The organism is Pseudomonas azerbaijanorientalis (genome assembly GCF_019139795.1).
Lineage (GTDB): Bacteria > Pseudomonadota > Gammaproteobacteria > Pseudomonadales > Pseudomonadaceae > Aquipseudomonas > Aquipseudomonas laurylsulfatiphila.
In genome coordinates this window covers 5,708,446-5,724,530 of record NZ_CP077078.1, presented here as the reverse complement: position 1 = coordinate 5,724,530, position 16,085 = coordinate 5,708,446, and the positions used below count along the sequence as shown (strand labels likewise).

The 16,085-nt window shown below is 62.4% G+C and carries 18 protein-coding genes and 1 pseudogene; 13 read left to right on the top strand and 6 right to left on the bottom strand.

Going from position 1 to position 16,085, the window contains the following annotated elements; all coding sequences use genetic code 11:
• Nucleotides 1-39: 39 nt before the first annotated feature.
• Both KSS91_RS25685 and KSS91_RS25680 read right to left on the bottom strand, forming a co-directional pair.
• Entirely contained in the window at nucleotides 40-693 is a 654-nt protein-coding gene (locus tag KSS91_RS25685) for a class I SAM-dependent methyltransferase (RefSeq protein WP_217836482.1), read from the bottom strand.
• Complete coding sequence (locus KSS91_RS25680) at nucleotides 690-1,154, bottom strand: YbaY family lipoprotein (protein WP_126047787.1); 465 nt, start codon at nucleotides 1,152-1,154, stop codon at nucleotides 690-692. The genes KSS91_RS25685 and KSS91_RS25680 overlap by 4 nt, the downstream gene beginning before the upstream one ends.
• Before the next feature lie 127 nt (nucleotides 1,155-1,281).
• Here KSS91_RS25680 and nrdR point away from each other — a divergent pair, with 127 nt between their 5' ends.
• The 12 genes and pseudogenes from nrdR (at nucleotide 1,282) to KSS91_RS25620 (ending at nucleotide 9,700) form a co-directional block, all read left to right on the top strand.
• Complete coding sequence (nrdR, locus tag KSS91_RS25675) at nucleotides 1,282-1,746, top strand: transcriptional regulator NrdR (RefSeq protein WP_003228656.1); 465 nt, start codon at nucleotides 1,282-1,284, stop codon at nucleotides 1,744-1,746.
• Entirely contained in the window at nucleotides 1,743-2,876 is a 1,134-nt protein-coding gene (ribD, locus tag KSS91_RS25670; RefSeq protein WP_102673681.1) for a bifunctional diaminohydroxyphosphoribosylaminopyrimidine deaminase/5-amino-6-(5-phosphoribosylamino)uracil reductase RibD, read from the top strand. Before nrdR ends, ribD begins: the two co-directional genes overlap by 4 nt.
• A 47-nt stretch (nucleotides 2,877-2,923) precedes the next feature.
• Nucleotides 2,924-3,589 (top strand): riboflavin synthase, encoded by a 666-nt coding sequence (locus KSS91_RS25665; protein WP_008018158.1) that lies wholly within the window; start codon nucleotides 2,924-2,926, stop codon nucleotides 3,587-3,589.
• A 16-nt stretch (nucleotides 3,590-3,605) separates the two neighbouring features.
• Nucleotides 3,606-4,697, top strand: coding sequence for a bifunctional 3,4-dihydroxy-2-butanone-4-phosphate synthase/GTP cyclohydrolase II (gene ribBA, locus KSS91_RS25660; RefSeq protein ID WP_007970163.1), 1,092 nt, complete (start codon nucleotides 3,606-3,608; stop codon nucleotides 4,695-4,697).
• A 91-nt stretch (nucleotides 4,698-4,788) separates the two neighbouring features.
• On the top strand, nucleotides 4,789-5,265 hold the full coding sequence (gene ribH, locus KSS91_RS25655; protein ID WP_003228649.1) for a 6,7-dimethyl-8-ribityllumazine synthase: 477 nt from the start codon (nucleotides 4,789-4,791) through the stop codon (nucleotides 5,263-5,265).
• Nucleotides 5,262-5,762 (top strand): transcription antitermination factor NusB, encoded by a 501-nt coding sequence (gene nusB / locus KSS91_RS25650; RefSeq protein WP_007970164.1) that lies wholly within the window; start codon nucleotides 5,262-5,264, stop codon nucleotides 5,760-5,762. Before ribH ends, nusB begins: the two co-directional genes overlap by 4 nt.
• 28 nt (nucleotides 5,763-5,790) lie before the next feature.
• Complete coding sequence (gene thiL, locus KSS91_RS25645) at nucleotides 5,791-6,756, top strand: thiamine-phosphate kinase (protein ID WP_217836481.1); 966 nt, start codon at nucleotides 5,791-5,793, stop codon at nucleotides 6,754-6,756.
• On the top strand, nucleotides 6,753-7,256 hold the full coding sequence (locus KSS91_RS25640; RefSeq protein ID WP_007970166.1) for a phosphatidylglycerophosphatase A family protein: 504 nt from the start codon (nucleotides 6,753-6,755) through the stop codon (nucleotides 7,254-7,256). The genes thiL and KSS91_RS25640 overlap by 4 nt, the downstream gene beginning before the upstream one ends.
• Nucleotides 7,257-7,291: 35 nt before the next feature.
• Nucleotides 7,292-7,724, top strand: a pseudogene (locus KSS91_RS25635) (hypothetical protein).
• 142 nt (nucleotides 7,725-7,866) lie between these two features.
• Nucleotides 7,867-8,484, top strand: coding sequence for a GTP cyclohydrolase II (gene ribA / locus KSS91_RS25630; RefSeq protein ID WP_007970170.1), 618 nt, complete (start codon nucleotides 7,867-7,869; stop codon nucleotides 8,482-8,484).
• Nucleotides 8,481-8,900, top strand: a complete 420-nt coding sequence (locus tag KSS91_RS25625) for a hypothetical protein (protein ID WP_015097009.1) — start codon at nucleotides 8,481-8,483, stop codon at nucleotides 8,898-8,900. Before ribA ends, KSS91_RS25625 begins: the two co-directional genes overlap by 4 nt.
• Nucleotides 8,900-9,700 carry a cobalamin-binding protein gene (locus KSS91_RS25620; RefSeq protein ID WP_217836480.1) on the top strand — a complete coding sequence of 267 codons (801 nt, stop codon included), beginning with the start codon at nucleotides 8,900-8,902 and terminating at the stop codon, nucleotides 9,698-9,700. The genes KSS91_RS25625 and KSS91_RS25620 overlap by 1 nt, the downstream gene beginning before the upstream one ends.
• Before the next feature lie 136 nt (nucleotides 9,701-9,836).
• Here KSS91_RS25620 and KSS91_RS25615 read toward each other — a convergent pair whose 3' ends face one another.
• From KSS91_RS25615 to KSS91_RS25600, 4 genes are all read right to left on the bottom strand, one after another.
• Nucleotides 9,837-11,720 (bottom strand): TonB-dependent receptor domain-containing protein, encoded by a 1,884-nt coding sequence (locus tag KSS91_RS25615; RefSeq protein WP_217836479.1) that lies wholly within the window; start codon nucleotides 11,718-11,720, stop codon nucleotides 9,837-9,839.
• A 140-nt stretch (nucleotides 11,721-11,860) separates the two neighbouring features.
• Nucleotides 11,861-13,759, bottom strand: coding sequence for a 1-deoxy-D-xylulose-5-phosphate synthase (gene dxs, locus KSS91_RS25610; RefSeq protein ID WP_217836478.1), 1,899 nt, complete (start codon nucleotides 13,757-13,759; stop codon nucleotides 11,861-11,863).
• A 91-nt stretch (nucleotides 13,760-13,850) separates the two neighbouring features.
• Nucleotides 13,851-14,738, bottom strand: a complete 888-nt coding sequence (gene ispA, locus KSS91_RS25605) for a (2E,6E)-farnesyl diphosphate synthase (protein ID WP_095965746.1) — start codon at nucleotides 14,736-14,738, stop codon at nucleotides 13,851-13,853.
• Nucleotides 14,735-14,977: an exodeoxyribonuclease VII small subunit gene (locus KSS91_RS25600; RefSeq protein ID WP_007970180.1), complete on the bottom strand. Its 243-nt coding sequence runs from the start codon at nucleotides 14,975-14,977 to the stop codon at nucleotides 14,735-14,737. Before KSS91_RS25600 ends, ispA begins: the two co-directional genes overlap by 4 nt.
• 282 nt (nucleotides 14,978-15,259) lie before the next feature.
• On the opposite strand from KSS91_RS25600, the gene KSS91_RS25595 reads away from it, so the two are divergent.
• Nucleotides 15,260-16,051, top strand: coding sequence for a YfaP family protein (locus KSS91_RS25595; RefSeq protein ID WP_217836477.1), 792 nt, complete (start codon nucleotides 15,260-15,262; stop codon nucleotides 16,049-16,051).
• Nucleotides 16,052-16,085 lie beyond the last annotated feature (34 nt).

Sequence of the window (16,085 nt, the reverse complement as noted above, 5' to 3'; positions counted from 1 at the left end):
CAACCATTGTGGGAGCGGGCTTGCCCGCGAAGCTTTTAACTAGCGCTGCGCGTGGTAGAGGCTCACATGCCGAAACTCGTGGGGCTCGGCCAGATCTGGCAGGGTCATCGCCTCCAGCATCTCTATGCGCCGGTACAACGGATGGCGAAAATCCCGTACCCGGGAATCCGCCACCAGCGCCTCTCGGCCGCGACTGAGGAACTGGTCGAGCAGCGGCAGGTTCGCCCGGTCGTACAGCACGTCCGCCACCAGGATCAGATCGAAGCGATCAGCCTCGGCGAAAAAATCCGTCGAGTAGTTGAGCTGCACGTCGTTGAGCTCGGCATTCGCCTGACACGCGACAATCGCCAGTGGGTCGAGGTCGCAGGCCAGTACTTCCAGTGCGCCGGCCCTGGCGGCGGCGATCCCCGCCACTCCGGAGCCAGCGCCGAAATCCAGGACCCGCTTGCCTTCGACCCAGTGCGGATTTGCGTCCAGATAGCGGGCCACGGCCAGGCCGCTGGCCCAGCAGAAACTCCAGTACGGTGGCTCATGCAGGATGCGCCGGGTTTCTTCGGGGCTGAAGGCGCGGTCCATGTTGTCGCCGTCGATCAGCCACAGCTTCAAATCGGTTTCCGGCAACGGGCAGGCCACCAGTTGTGCATCACCCAGCAGTTCAACCAAGGCCCGTTGCAGCTCGAGCGGTGCACTCATGGGGCTTTGACGAATTGCAATTGGCCCAGGGCCTGGGTGGTCGGCTGGGTAATCAGTTGCGATGGCAAGTGCAGGATCAACTGGCCGGACTGGCTGGCGCGGCCTCGCAGTTCCACACGGGCGCCGGTCGGGAAGGACTCCGGATTGAAGCGCAGGTGAAACGGCAATACCTGGTTGTTGCCGATCAGGCTGGAACTGGCGAGCAATTGTTGCGGGCGGTCTTTTTCGTCGATCACCAGCAATGCCAGCTCGACTTCAGCACCGGCCGGCACGCCTTGCAGGGTGCCGCTCAGCTCACGCTGATAGGCAGGCAAGGGGCCGAGGGCGGCGGCCTCCCGGGCTTTCTTCTGCGCTTGCTGCGGCGCCGGGCCAGGTGTTGGCGGCTGGGGTTTGGGGGCATCGCTGCTGCAAGCCACCAGCAGGCTGAAAACACTGAGCAAAATGAGCGGACGTAACGACATTGGTGGCTCCATAAAGCTGAATTCCATGGATCAAGTGATCATCCCGTCTGTATACCGCAAACCCTATGGCTTGTCTTGCCACCGGGATGCGCTACCATGGCCCTCCCTTTTTTTGTTGCCTGCCACCATGCACTGTCCCTTCTGCGGTGCCAACGACACCAAGGTCATCGACTCGCGTCTGGTCGCCGAGGGCGAACAGGTGCGCCGCCGGCGTGAATGCCTGGCCTGCGGCGAGCGTTTCACGACGTTCGAGACGGCTGAACTGGTGTTGCCGCGCCTGATAAAAACCGACGGCAGCCGCCAGCCGTTCGACGAAGAAAAACTCCGCGCCGGCATGCAGCGCGCGCTGGAAAAGCGCCCGGTGAGCGTCGAGCGCCTCGAATCGTCGCTGGTGCACATCAAACACAAACTGCGTGCCACGGGCGAACGCGAGGTCAAATCCCTCGTGGTCGGCGAACTGGTGATGGCCGAGCTGCAGAAGCTCGATGAAGTCGCCTACATCCGCTTTGCCTCGGTGTATCGTCGCTTCCAGGACCTCAATGAGTTCCGCGAAGAGATCGATCGCCTGGCCCGTGAACCGGTGAAAGAATGACCACGCCCGCAGAGCTTGCCATCCTCGACGCCCATTTCATGGCCCGTGCCCTGGAACTGGCGCGCAAGGGGCATTACACAACGCACCCCAACCCACGTGTAGGTTGCGTGATCGTGCAGGGTGGGCAGATTGTCGGCGAAGGCTGGCACGAGCGCGCCGGCGAGCCTCACGCGGAGGTTCACGCCTTGCGCGCGGCCGGTGAGCAGGCGCGTGGCGCGACCGCTTATGTGACGCTTGAGCCTTGCAGCCACCACGGCCGCACGCCGCCCTGTGCCGATGCGCTGGTGAATGCCGGTGTGGCCCGCGTGGTCGCGGCGATGCAGGACCCGAACCCGGAAGTCGCCGGTCGCGGTTTGCAACGCCTGGCTCAGGCCGGTATCGCCACCGAAAGTGGTGTGCTGGAGGGCGAAGCGCGAAAGCTCAACCAAGGTTTCCTCAAGCGCATGGAGCACGGCTTGCCGTTCGTGCGGGTCAAGCTGGCCATGAGCCTCGACGGTCGCACGGCGATGGAAAGCGGCGAAAGCCAGTGGATTACCGGTCCGGCAGCACGCTCGGCGGTGCAACGCCTGCGCGCCCAGGCCAGCGTGGTGCTGACCGGCGCCGACACGGTGCTGGCGGACAACGCGCGGTTGACCGTGCGTGCCGATGAGCTCGGACTGGACGCCGAACAAACCGCACTGGCCATGAGCCGGCCGCCGCTGCGTGTGCTGGTCGATGGCCGCCTGCGCGTACCGCTGGATGCGCCGTTCTTCAAGGCCGGCCCGGCGCTGGTCGCCACCTGCGTGGCGGTGGAAGAGCAGTACGCCAACGGCCCGGAATGCCTGATCGTGCCCGGCTACGATGGCCAGGTCGACCTGCGTCAGCTGCTGGTCGAACTTGCCAACCGTGGCGTCAACGAGGTGCTGGTCGAGGCCGGTCCACGGCTGGCGGGTGCTTTCGCTCAGCTTGGGCTGGTGGACGAATTCCAGATATTCATCGCCGGCAAGTTCATGGGTTCTTCGGCGCGGCCGCTGCTGGACTGGCCGCTCGCGCAAATGAAGGATGCGCCGGCACTCAAAATCACCGAAATTCGTGCAGTTGGCGATGACTGGCGAGTCATCGCCATCCCAGTGCCAGCAGCGAGCGTATAATTTCCGGCCATCGCTATAGCGCTGGCTTTGTTCTCGAGGAGAACCTCATGTTTACCGGCATCATCGAATCCATCGGCAGTATTCGTGCATTGACCCCAAAGGGCGGTGATGTGCGGGTACACGTCGAAACCGGCAAGCTCGACCTGAGCGACGTCAAGCTGGGCGACAGCATCGCGGTCAACGGCGTGTGCCTGACTGCCGTTGAATTACCGGGCAATGGTTTTGCGGCGGACGTCAGTCGCGAAACCCTCGACTGCACCGCCATGAACGACCTGAAAAGCGGCAGCCCGGTCAATCTGGAAAAAGCCCTGACCCCGACCACTCGCCTCGGCGGGCATCTGGTCAGCGGTCACGTCGATGGCGTGGGTGAAGTGGTTGCCCGTACCGAAAACGCGCGCGCCGTGGAATTCCGCATTCGCGCGCCCAAGGACCTGGCCAAGTACATCGCCCATAAAGGCTCGATCACCGTCGACGGCACCAGCCTCACCGTGAACGCGGTCGATGGCGCCGAGTTCCTGCTGACCATCATTCCGCACACCCTGAGCGAAACCATCATGGCGTCGTATCAGCCTGGTCGCCGGGTGAACCTGGAAGTGGACTTGCTGGCCCGTTACCTGGAGCGTCTGCTTTTGGGCGACAAGGCCGCAGAGCCGACTGCCGGCAGCACCATTACCGAAAGCTTTCTGGCCGCCAACGGCTACCTCAAATCCTGACCCAAGGGGGTGCCTTGTGGCGCTCAATAGCATCGAAGAACTGGTTGAAGACATCCGCCAAGGCAAGATGGTCATCCTCATGGATGACGAAGACCGCGAGAACGAAGGCGACCTGATCATGGCCGCCGAGTGCTGCAAGCCCGAGCACATCAACTTCATGGCCAAGCACGCCCGAGGCCTGATCTGCATGCCGATGAGCCGCGAGCGCTGCGAACTGCTCAAGCTGCCGTTGATGGCTCCGCGCAACGGTTCCGGTTTCGGCACCAAGTTCACCGTCTCCATTGAAGCCGCCACCGGCGTGACCACCGGCATCTCCGCCGCCGACCGCGCGCGTACCGTGCAAGCGGCCGCCGCCCGTGATGCCAAGGCTGAAGACATCGTCAGCCCGGGCCACATCTTCCCGCTGATGGCCCAGGCCGGCGGCACCCTGGCCCGTGCCGGCCACACCGAAGCGGCCTGCGACCTGGCGCGCATGGCCGGTTTCGAGCCGAGTGGCGTGATCTGCGAAGTGATGAACGACGACGGCACCATGTCCCGTCGTGCCGAGCTGGAAGCTTTTGCTGCCGAACACGACATCAAGATCGGCACCATCGCCGACCTGATTCACTACCGGATGATCCACGAACGTACCGTTCAGCGGATTGCCGAGCAGCCGCTGGACAGCGAACTGGGCCAATTCAACCTGGTGACCTATCGTGATTCGGTGGAAGGCGACGTGCACATGGCGCTGACCCTGGGCAACGTGTGTGCCGAAGAGCCGACCCTGGTTCGGGTGCACAACATGGACCCGCTGCGCGACCTGTTGATGGTCAAGCAGCCGGGCCGCTGGAGCCTGCGCGCCGCCATGTCAGCGGTTGCCGAGGCCGGTAGCGGCGTGGTGCTGTTGCTCGGTCACCCGCTCGATGGCGACGTGTTGCTGGCGCATATCCGCGAAACCGCCGATCACGCCGCGGTGAAAAAACCGACCACCTACAGCACTGTCGGTGCCGGTTCGCAGATCCTGCGTGACCTGGGCGTACGCAAAATGCGCCTGATGTCGGCGCCAATGAAATTTAATGCGATATCCGGTTTCGATCTGGAAGTTGTAGAATACGTGCCCTCCGAATAATGACCGGTTGTTCCCGGCCTTGAATTCGCGGTTCAAATATCACTGAGGGACGCGTACGAGACGCGTCCCGGCTCTTTAAGAGATCTAACGAATGACCCTGAAGACCATCGAAGGTACCTTCATCGCCCCTAAAGGCCGCTACGCTCTGGTAGTGGGCCGTTTCAACAGCTTTGTCGTTGAAAGCCTGGTCAGCGGTGCCGTTGATGCCCTGGTTCGCCACGGCGTGAGCGAAAGCGACATCACCATCATCCGCGCACCTGGCGCCTTCGAAATTCCGCTGGTTGCACAGAAAGTCGCTCAAAAGGGCGAGTTCGCGGCAATCATCGCCCTGGGCGCAGTCATTCGTGGCGGCACTCCGCATTTCGAATACGTGGCTGGCGAATGCACCAAGGGCCTGGCCCAGGTGTCCATGGAGTTCGGCGTTCCGGTTGCATTCGGCGTGCTGACCGTTGACTCCATCGAGCAAGCCATCGAGCGTTCCGGCACCAAGGCCGGCAACAAAGGTGCTGAAGCTGCCCTGTCCGCTCTGGAAATGGTCAGCCTGCTGGCGCAGTTGGAGGCCAAGTGATTAGCGACGATAGCGATCGTTTCAACCCGCGCGATCCAAAGCCTGCGGATGCCGGCAAGCCATCGAAAAGCGCCAAGCGCCGCGAAGCCCGTCAGCTCGCGACTCAGGCGCTGTACCAATGGCACATGGCCAAGCAGTCGCTGAACGAGATCGAAGCGCAGTTCCGGGTCGATAACGATTTCAGCGATGTCGACGGCGCGTACTTCCGCGAAATCCTGCACGGGGTTCCGCAGTTCAAGACCGAAATCGACACCGCACTCAAGCCTTGTCTCGATCTGACCATCGAAGAGCTGGACCCGGTTGAACTGGCGGTTCTGCGCCTGTCCACCTGGGAACTGCTCAAGCGCGTCGACGTGCCGTACCGCGTTGTGATCAACGAAGGTATCGAACTGGCCAAGGTCTTCGGTTCCACCGACGGCCACAAGTTCGTCAACGGTGTGCTCGACAAGCTGGCCCCGCGTCTGCGTGAAGCTGAAGTGAAGGCGTTCAAGCGCTGATTGGCGCTTGGAATGTCGACACGAAGCCATGGGCGAGTTTGAGCTGATCCGCAATTTCTTCGCCGCCGCGCCTTGTGCGCAGGGCGGCGAAGGCGTTGCCCTCGGGATCGGCGATGACTGCGCCTTGCTGGCTGTTCCTCCCGGGGAGCAGTTGGCGATTTCTACCGATACGCTGGTGGCCGGCGTGCATTTCGCCGATCCCTGCGATCCCTTTCTGCTCGGTCAGCGCTCGCTGGCCGTAGCCGTCAGCGACCTGGCCGCCATGGGCGCCACACCAATCGCCTTTACCCTTGCCCTGACCTTGCCGACGGTGACCGCCGATTGGCTGCAAGCCTATGCCCGTGGGTTGAACGCCATGGCGCAAAGCTGCGGCGTGGCACTGGTGGGCGGTGACACCACCCGTGGGCCGCTCAGCCTGACCATGACCGTATTCGGTCGCGTGCCGAGTGGCCAGGCGCTGACCCGCAGCGGTGCGCAGCCGGGCGATCTGCTGTGTGTCGGCGGCGATCTGGGCAAAGCTGCCGGTGCCTTGCCATTGGTGCTCGGCCAACGCACGGCCGACGCGAGCGTTGCCGAGCCGTTGCTGGCCCACTACTGGTCGCCGCAACCGCAGCTTGGCCTGGGGCAGGCGCTGCGGGGCAAGGCCACTTCGGCGATGGACATCTCCGACGGCCTGCTCGCTGATTGCGGGCATATCGCGCTGGCCTCGAAGGTCGGTATCGAAGTCGAGCGGGAGCGTTTACCCCTGTCGCAGAGCCTGGTCGACTTTCTCGGCCGATCGGACGCCCAGGTGGCGGCCCTGAGCGGTGGCGACGACTACGTGCTGGTGTTCACCCTACCGTCCGTCGAGTTGCCGCTATTGCTGGCCGACGGCTGGCCGATCCATGTGATTGGACGGGTGGTGACGGGGCAAGGCGTGACGCTGCTGGACGCGGATGGCCAAGACATCACCCCGCAAACCCGGGGTTATCAACATTTTCGGGAGTCACCGTGACAGATCACCCCAAACAGGTCCCGGCGGAATTCGTACCGCCGTCGGTCTGGCGTAATCCATGGCATTTCCTGGCGTTCGGCTTCGGCTCGGGCACCTTGCCAAAGGCGCCCGGCACTTGGGGTTCGTTAGTTGCGCTCCCCTTTATTCCGTTGTGGCAGATGTTGCCCGACTGGGGTTACTGGCTGATGCTCGGCATCACCATGCTGTTCGGCTTCTGGCTGTGCGGCAAAGTGGCCGACGATTTGCGGGTACACGACCATGAAGGCATCGTCTGGGACGAAATGGTCGGGATGTGGATCACCCTGTGGCTGGTGCCGGAAGGTTGGCAGTGGTTGCTGGCAGGCTTCTTGATGTTCCGCTTCTTCGATATCCTCAAGCCATGGCCGATTCGCTGGATCGACCGGCACGTGCATGGCGGCGTTGGCATCATGCTCGATGATGTCCTGGCCGGGGTGTTCGCATGGTTGGCGATGCAGGGACTGGTGTGGTTTTTCGCCTGATCAAGGGGTGCCAGGCGTTAATCGGGGGAGCAGGGATGGTTCTACGCGGATTGATGGTGCTGCTCGCGATGTTTTGCTCTTTCGCCCAAGCGGGAGGAGGGGCTGCTACGCCGCCGTCGGTGATTCATCTGGCCAGCGAAGACTGGGAAGACTACACCGCCGCCGACGGTCATGGCCTGGGCTGGGACGTGCTGCGACAAGTGTTCGAGCCGGCAGGTGTCAAAGTGCACATCCGCACCGAGCCCTACCTGCGTTCGCTGGGCTTGGTCGAGCGTGGCCAAAGATCCCTCCCGGTTGCGCAATACCCATATCGCCGAGTTGCCGTTGTACCTTTGCTTTGCCAAGACCCCAAAGGCGCGTAGCCTGATGACCCTGTTCGATCACCGTATGGAGACGTTGGTAAAAAGCGGTGAGCTCAAACCGATCTTCGAGCGCTGGAAACAGCCTTATCCGTTTGATTCGAACTGAAGGGCTGACACAGAGCCCTGTGGGGCGCATATCAAACTTTTTGATGGTTATCGCCGATAATTCAGCCTAAGCGTCGCTCGGAACCTGCTGTTACAATGCCGGCTCTGCGAATCTTCAGAACTTTTAGATCAGGAGCACACCGGTGCCTGTCGTTTTTGTCGCCGCTTCCAAGCTGCCAACGCCTTTTGCGCAATTCACCATGCACGGCTTTCTCGATGAAGGCACTGGCCGCGAGCACGTTGTGCTGAGCCTGGGTGAGTTCGACGACGGTGCCCCTGTACTCGGCCGCTTGCACTCCGAATGCCTGACTGGCGATGCGCTGTTCAGCCAGCGTTGCGACTGCGGCTCGCAACTGGAGGCCGCTTTGCAGGCCATCGCCCGCGAAGGTCGTGGCGTGTTGCTGTACTTGCGCCAGGAAGGTCGTGGAATTGGCCTGCTGAACAAGATACGCGCCTATGAGCTGCAGGACGGTGGCGCCGATACCGTCGAAGCCAACGAGCGTCTGGGCTTTGCCGCCGACCAGCGTGACTACGCCATGTGCTTGCCGATGCTGGAGCACCTGGGCGTGAAGTCATTGCGCCTGATGACCAACAACCCGCGCAAGGTCAAGGCCTTGACCGACATGGGGATCGCGGTCGCCGAGCGCGTGCCGTTGCACACGGGCCACAACCCGCATAATCGACTCTACCTGGCGACCAAGGCCAGCAAGCTCGACCACATGATGGGCAATGAACATCAGGGCGAGGTAGACCGGGCGTGACCCGCGGTCAGGTTCGGCGGCGACTGTCCGTCAACTGGTGGCAATACCTGGCTCTGGCCCTGTTGCCGCTGTTTGTGATCAACGCGGTGTTCGGCCAGAGCGAAGCCATTCTGCCAATGCTGGCGATGCCGTTGTTCATCGCCGGTGTCGCCTCGATGTTTGTCAGCCTGAAGTTTTTCGGCGCCTACAAACACGCGCTGATCGCCACCCAGAAAGCCCTCGATACCCCTGAAGAACCTGGCGCGTGGATCAGTCTGGCGGCGAAGCGCCGTAAAGCGTTCCTTGCCGCCGGCCTGCCGGCGTGGATCGGTGCCCTGGCGGTGTTCGTCGGCCTCGAAGCGGTGCCGCTGATGCTGCTGGCGCTGTCGACCGCCGTGCTGTTCTACCTCTACCGTATTCCGCGTCAGCTCGGTTGATGCGCGCGCTCTGGCTGGCGGTTTTGCTGCTGGCCGCCAGCCGCTCGGCCATCGCGGTCGAGCGGGTCGTCAGTCTTGCACCGTCGCTCTCTGAAATCGTCGTTGAACTGGGTTCTGCCGACCTCCTGGTGGGTGTGCTGGACGCCGGTGAGCGACCTGCCGAACTCAAGAGCCTGCCCTCCGTTGGCCGCTATGGCCAGTTGGACATGGAGCGGCTGCTCAGCCTGAAGCCCGATCTGTTGCTGCTATGGCCCGGTAGCGTCGGCCCGGCCCAGCGCGACCAGCTCAAGCGCCTGAACATTCCCACCTACGTCGCCGAACCCCACAGCCTGGACCAGCTCGCCGCGCAAATCGAGGCCATTGCCGCTCGGCTCGATCGGCCTGAACGCGGCGTTTCATTGGCCAGCGATTTGCGCCGACGACTGGGCGAACTGCGCCAACGCTATCGACGGGACAAGCCGCTACAGGTGTTCTATCAGGTCTGGGATCGGCCGCTGTATACGGTTGGTGGCGAGCAGATCATCAGCGATGCGCTGGCGGTCTGCGGAGCCCAAAACGTGTTCGCCGACCTGAAACTGCCGGCACCGCAAGTCAGCGTGGAAGCCGTGTTGCAACGTAATCCCGAGGTGATTCTGGCCAGCGATCAGGCGCAGCTTGATGCGTGGAAAGCCTGGCCGCAGGTGGCGGCGGTAGCACAGGGGCAATTGCGCCTGGTGACGGACAAAGGCCTGGAGCGACCGAGTGGGCAGATGGTTGAGGCAACTGCAAAGCTTTGCCAGTTGATTGCGCCTGGCCGCTGAGAGCGAGGTGCCTGCTTCGCGAGCAAGCCCGCTCCCACAGGGTTCTGCTTTAATCACAAATCTGTAATCCAACCCGAAAACCTGTGGGAGCGGGCTTGCCCGCGAAGAGGCCGTTCCAGACAGTACAGATTCCGGATCAGATTCCAGGCGTCCACGTCACCCCGAACATCCACGCGCGACCTTCCTCGCGATACCCGTACTGGCTGCCTTGGTAGCTGTACAACGCCCGGCTGTAACCCTTGTCCAGCAGGTTGTCGACCTTCAGCTCCAGCCTGACTTCACGATTGAGCTCCCAACTGCTGCGCAGCCCCAGCAAGGCATAGCCGCCGAGGGGCTGTTGATTGTTCTGGTCGTCATAGCTGCTGCTGACCGCTTGCCAACTGGCGCCGAGGCCCAGGCGATCGAACTGACGGTCCAGATCCCAGCTCAAGGTACGCCGCGCGCGACGGGCCAGGGTGTGGCCCGTGTCACGGTCGCGCGGATCGATGATCGCCACGCCGAGATTGCTCTGCCAGTCGAACAGTTCCTGCTTCAGCGTTGCTTCGAAGCCGTTGATCCGCGCCGAGGCGACGTTCTCGGGGCGCGAGTTGCTGCCGAAGATGATCGCGTCTTCAAGGTCGGTGCGATACAGCGATGTTTCCAGACGACTGCTCTCGGTCAATTGGCTGCGCCATTGCAGCTCATAGCTTTTCGAGGTTTCAGGCTTGAGGTCCGGGTTGCTGAAGTCGGGGTAGTACAGATCGTTGAACGTCGGTGCGCGGAAGCCTTCGCTGTAGGTGAACAGCACTTCGTTGTTCGGGTTCAGCGGCAGGGTGAAGGTGCCGCTCCAGGTGTTCTGGCTGCCAAATTGCTGGTTGTCGTCGTGACGCAAACCCAGCTCCGTGGAGAAACGCTCGGCCCGATAGCGATGCTGGATGTACGCCGCACGGTTCCAGCGACTGTCTTCATCGAACGCGGTGCTGCTGTTGATCCGGTCTTCATACCAGTCACCTCCCAGCAGCAGACTGTTGCGCTCGTCGAGTGTCAGGTCGTTCTGCCAGTTCACCGAATCCCGGTAGGTGTTGAACACGCTGCGTTCGTCACTGAGTTTGTCGAGGGTCTTCTCGCGGTTTTCGCTATGGCCGAACTCGATGCGGGTTTGCCACAGATCATTGATGCGCGCGTCGATGTAGCTGCTGACACTGCTCACATCGAATTCGTTGGCGGGCTGCTGTTGGACCGACTCGAACGTATTCATGTCGAAGCGCCCGAACGGGTTGTCGAATTCGCTTTTGCCGCGATTATCCAGCGCGTTGGCGCCGATCTCGATGTCATCGCTGAGTGCGTGGCTAAAGCTCAGGCTAAACGACTGGTTTCGGTACTCGTCATGGTCGCCGTCGCTGGGGTATGACTCGTGGGTGCGATTGATCCCGGCGCTTTCGTCGAGGCTGGCGCCGAGATTGAAACGGGTTCGCTCGTCCCCGCCGAACAAGCCAAGGCTGCGCTCCCAGGTCTGGTTGCTGCCAAACGCCGTGTGCAGGCGCGGTCGCAGGCCCTGTTCGCCGCCACGGCGGGTGAAGATCTGGATTACCCCGCCAATCGCATCGCTGCCATAAATCACCGAACGGGAGCCGCGCAGCACTTCCACGCGCTCGACCTGATCGATGTTGATGTGCTGCAGGTTGCTGTCGCCGGAGGTCGAACTGCCGATGCGCTGACCGTCCACCAGTACCAGGCTCTGGGCTGATTGCGTGCCGCGGATGTAGACACCCGGCACACTGCCGCGCCCGCCGGCCTGCACGATTTGCACGCCCGGTACGCGGCGCAGCAGGTCGGTGACGCTATCGGGTTGCAGGCGATCGATGTCGTCGCGGGTGAACACGGTGTTGGCGGCGCTGCTGTCGTTGCGCGCTTCGACCTGGCGGTTGGCGCTGATCAGCACATCGGGCAGCTTCAGCGCTTGATCGCGTTCGAAGGTGTCGGCGAGGGCGTTTGCGGTTGGCAGAAGAAACAGGGGCAGGGCGAGGCGGGAGAACTTCATGGGTGGTCCGATGGTGTTTCGTGGTGCACACAAATCAAATGTGGGAGCGGGCTTGCTCGCGAAGGCGTCGGTACAGCCAACATTGATGTTGGATACACCGGGCTCTTCGCGGGCAAGCCCGCTCCCACAGGGTTTTGCGTTTAGATGTTGAGCAGTTGCAGGCGCTCGCGGATCGAAGCCTCGATCCCGGCTTCATCCAGCCCGCACTCGGCCAGCATTTGCGCAGGCTTGGCGTGCTCGACGTAGATGTCCGGCAAGCCCAGGTGCAGCATCGACTTGAGGATGTTTTCCCGGGCGAGGAATTCGCTGACCGCGCCACCGGCGCCGCCCATGATCGCGTTTTCTTCGACAGTGACCAGCAGCTCGTGGCTGCCGGCGATTTCGCGCACCAGCGCTTCATCCAGCGGCTTGACGAAACGCATGTCGACCACGGTCGCATCCAGCGTCTCGGCGACTTTCAGGGCTTCGGCCAGTTGCACGCCGAACACCAGCAGGGCGACTTTGCTGCCCTGGCGGCGGACGACGCCTTTGCCGATCTCGATCGGTTCGAGGTCTTTCTCGATGGTCGCGTTCGGGCCGTTGCCCCGTGGATAACGCACCGCCGCCGGGCCTTCGTACAGGTGGCCGGTGGTGAGCATCTTGCGCAGCTCGTTTTCATCACTCGGGGTCATCACCAGCATGCCGGGGATGCAGCGCAGGAACGACAAATCGAAGCTGCCGGCGTGGGTCGGACCGTCTTCGCCCACCAGGCCTGCACGGTCGATGGCGAACAGCACGTCGAGATTCTGCACGGCGACGTCATGCACCAGCTGGTCGTAGCCGCGCTGCAGGAAGGTTGAATAGATGGCCACTACGGGTTTGGCGCCTTCGCAGGCCATGCCGGCCGCGAGGGTCACGGCGTGTTGCTCGGCGATGGCCACGTCGAAGTAGCGCAGCGGGAAACGTTCGCTGAACGCGACCAGGTCAGAGCCTTCCTTCATTGCCGGGGTAATCCCGACCAGGCGCGGATCGGCAGCCGCCATGTCGCACAGCCATTCGCCGAACACACCTGAATATTTCGGCCCGCTGGCCTTTTTCGGCGCGGTGGCCGGGGCGTCCAGCGGTTCGAGTTTGGTGATGGCGTGGTAACCGATCGGGTCGACTTCCGCCGGGGCGAAACCTTTACCCTTCTTGGTGACGACGTGCAGGAACTGCGGACCTTTCAGGTCGCGCATGTTGCGCAGGGTGGCGATCAGGGTCGGCAGGTCGTGGCCATCGATCGGGCCGATGTAGTTCCAGCCCAGCTCTTCGAACAGCGTGCCGGGAACCAGCATGCCTTTGGCGTATTCTTCGGTGCGGCGAGCGATTTCCCAGGCACCGGGCAGGCGCGACAGCACTTTTTTGCTGCCTTCGCGCATGCTCGCGTAGGTGCGACTGGAAAGGATCTTTGCCAGATAGTTCGACAAGCCGCCGACGTTGCGCGAGATCGACATGTCGTTGTCGTTTAGGATCACCAACATGTTGGCGTCCACTTCCGGCGCGTGGTTCAGCGCTTCGAACGCCATGCCCGCGGTCAACGCGCCGTCGCCGATCACCGCGATGGCCTTGCGCTCGCTGTTCTGCAGACGGGCGGCAATCGCCATGCCCAGCGCGGCACTGATCGAGGTGCTGGAGTGGCCGACGCCAAAAGTATCGTATTCGCTCTCGGAACGGCGCGGGAAGGCAGCGACACCGTCCTTCTGGCGTAGGGTGCCCATGCGCTCGCGACGACCGGTGAGGATCTTGTGCGGATAAGCCTGATGCCCCACGTCCCACACCAGCCGGTCGTCCGGGGTGTCGAAGACGTAATGCAGCGCGATGGTCAGCTCGATCACGCCCAGGCCTGCACCGAAATGCCCACCGGTCTGGCCGACCGTGTAGAGCAATTCCAGGCGCAACTCATCGGCCAGGGTTTCCAGCTCGGCTTCGCCTAACCGGCGCAGGCCGTCCGGCGTGTTCGCGCGGTCGAGCAGGGGCGTGGTCGGGCGCTTGCGGGGAATCTCATGAAACGTCGTGGGCATCAGGCGAATCGTTATAGGTATAAAAGATGCGGCAGTTTACCTGATGCTTCGCCCCCTGCCCACGCGTTGGTCTTTTTTGGTGGATTCGCCTTCAACTGCGGCGATCGACGATATACCGGGCCAGATCCCGCAACGGCTCGGCCGCCGCGTCAAACGGTCGCAGGGCATGCAGGGCCTGGTCGCGCAACTCCAGGGCATAGGCCTTGGCGGCGTCGAGGCCGAGCAGGGCCGGGTAGGTCGGCTTGTCCCGGGCAATGTCCGCGCCCTGGCGTTTGCCGAGGGTGGCGGTATCGCTTTCGACGTCGAGAATGTCGTCCTGGACCTGGAATGCCAGGCCGATGGCCTGTGCATAAGTCTGCAGGGACTTGAGTTCGTCTTTCTCGGCACGACCGCTGGCCAGGGCGCCGAGTTTGACGCTGGCTTCGATCAGCGCACCGGTCTTGTGCCGGTGCATGTATTCCAGGGCTTTCTGGTCAAGCTTCAGGCCGACCGAACCGAGGTCGATGGCCTGACCGCCGACCATGCCTGCCGGGCCCGCCGCCAGTGCCAGGGCGCTGACCATTTGCAGGCGGATTTCGGCATCCGACGTGCTCAGGCGCGGGTCTAGCAGGGCGCTGAAGGCCAGGCTCTGCAAGCCGTCGCCGGCGAGAATCGCGCAGGCTTCATCGAATTTCTTGTGGGTGGTGGGCTGGCCGCGACGCAGATCGTCATCGTCCATGGCCGGCAAATCGTCATGCACCAGTGAATAGGCGTGGATCAGCTCCACCGCACAGGCGGCACCGTTGGCTTGCTCAGGCTTGCCGCCCAACGCTTCACACGCGGCGTAGGCCAGCAGGGGGCGCACGCGTTTGCCGCCATTCATCACGCTGTAGCGCATGGCTTCGTAAAGCCGCGCCAACTCGGGGCCTGGTGCCGTGAACAGGGTTTCCAGCGCCGCATTGACGCGGGCCTGGCTGGTGGCCGAGTACGCTGCAATCATTCTGGCTGATCCGCGTCGAAGGGTTCCTCGGCCAACTCGCCATCACGCTCGAGCAGTACCTGAACCTTTTGCTCGGCCTGGGCCAGCGCCGCCTGGCAATCGCGGGTCAGACCGATGCCTTGCTCGAAAGCGGCCAGCGAGTCCTCCAGCGACAATTCGCCATTCTCCAGACGCTCCACCAGCGTTTGCAGGTCGGCGAGGGACTGTTCGAAATCCAGTGCAGCTTTTTTGCGGGCCATGGCGGCGATTTCCGGTTGACGTTAAACCGGCGCGACACTAGCAGATAGGGGGTTTATGGGCAAACTCACAGACGACGCACGCCCCCGTAGGAGTTGCCGGGTTATCGTGATTCCCACCGCAATTTCGGAGCCATCCGATTGTTAAAAAACACCCGAATGGCTAACCTTCGAGCCCTATACGACCTGGCAGTCACGGGTCTTTCAGACGAAACGCAGTATTCCCATCTGTAACGCGCCCAGGATCAGGCGCAAGGTTTCGTCATGCATGGCAGGAGGCGTCGCATGCGTTCATTTTTTTTGCTGCTGATCGGGTTGGCTATCGGGCCCCCGGTTTTGGCTGCGCCGAATGCCGAGTTATCGGAACCGGTGGGCGGCTGGCACTACAACGGTTTGCTGGATCGTACGGAAAACCCGCAAGTCGCCTATCCCACGCCGCCCATCGACCGGGGCGTACAGCGTAATCGCACGATGATCGAAGGCCAACTCAAGGCCCTTGGCACTCAGCGTGGGCCGCACACGCTGGCGGTCAACGGCAATCCCTTGAATCTGTACACCGACGACCAGGGCCGTTTCGCCCGGCCCTATGCATTCGGCGCCGGTTCCAACAGCGTCGAAGTGCGTAGCGTTGAAGGCCAGTCGCTCAAGCGCGTTCAATTCTATGAAGCCAACAACCTGCGTACACCGGCGCGGATTCGTGTGGTGCTGGGCTGGGACGACCCGAAGGCCGAACTCGATTTGCACATCATTACCCCCGACGGCCAGCACGCTTTCTGGGCGCACTCGGCGCTGACCAATGGCGGCGGCCTCGACCCTGACGGCGTCGATGGCCCGGGTCCGGAGATGTTCACCATGACCGCGCCGCTGCACGGCACCTATCTGGTTTACGTGAACTATTGGGGCAACTTCGGCAGCGGCGGCTATAACTTCGATGAGACCGGCAATCAGAACGAGGTGATTACCTCGCAGATCAACCTGGTGCTCAACGAAAACACCGTCGATGAAAAACGCGAGACCTTCATCGTGCCCCTGCGTGCAATCGGCGACCTGTTGCTGGTCAAGACTTTCAACTATTAAGCATCCCGCTCCACGGATGAACATCGGGTTTTGT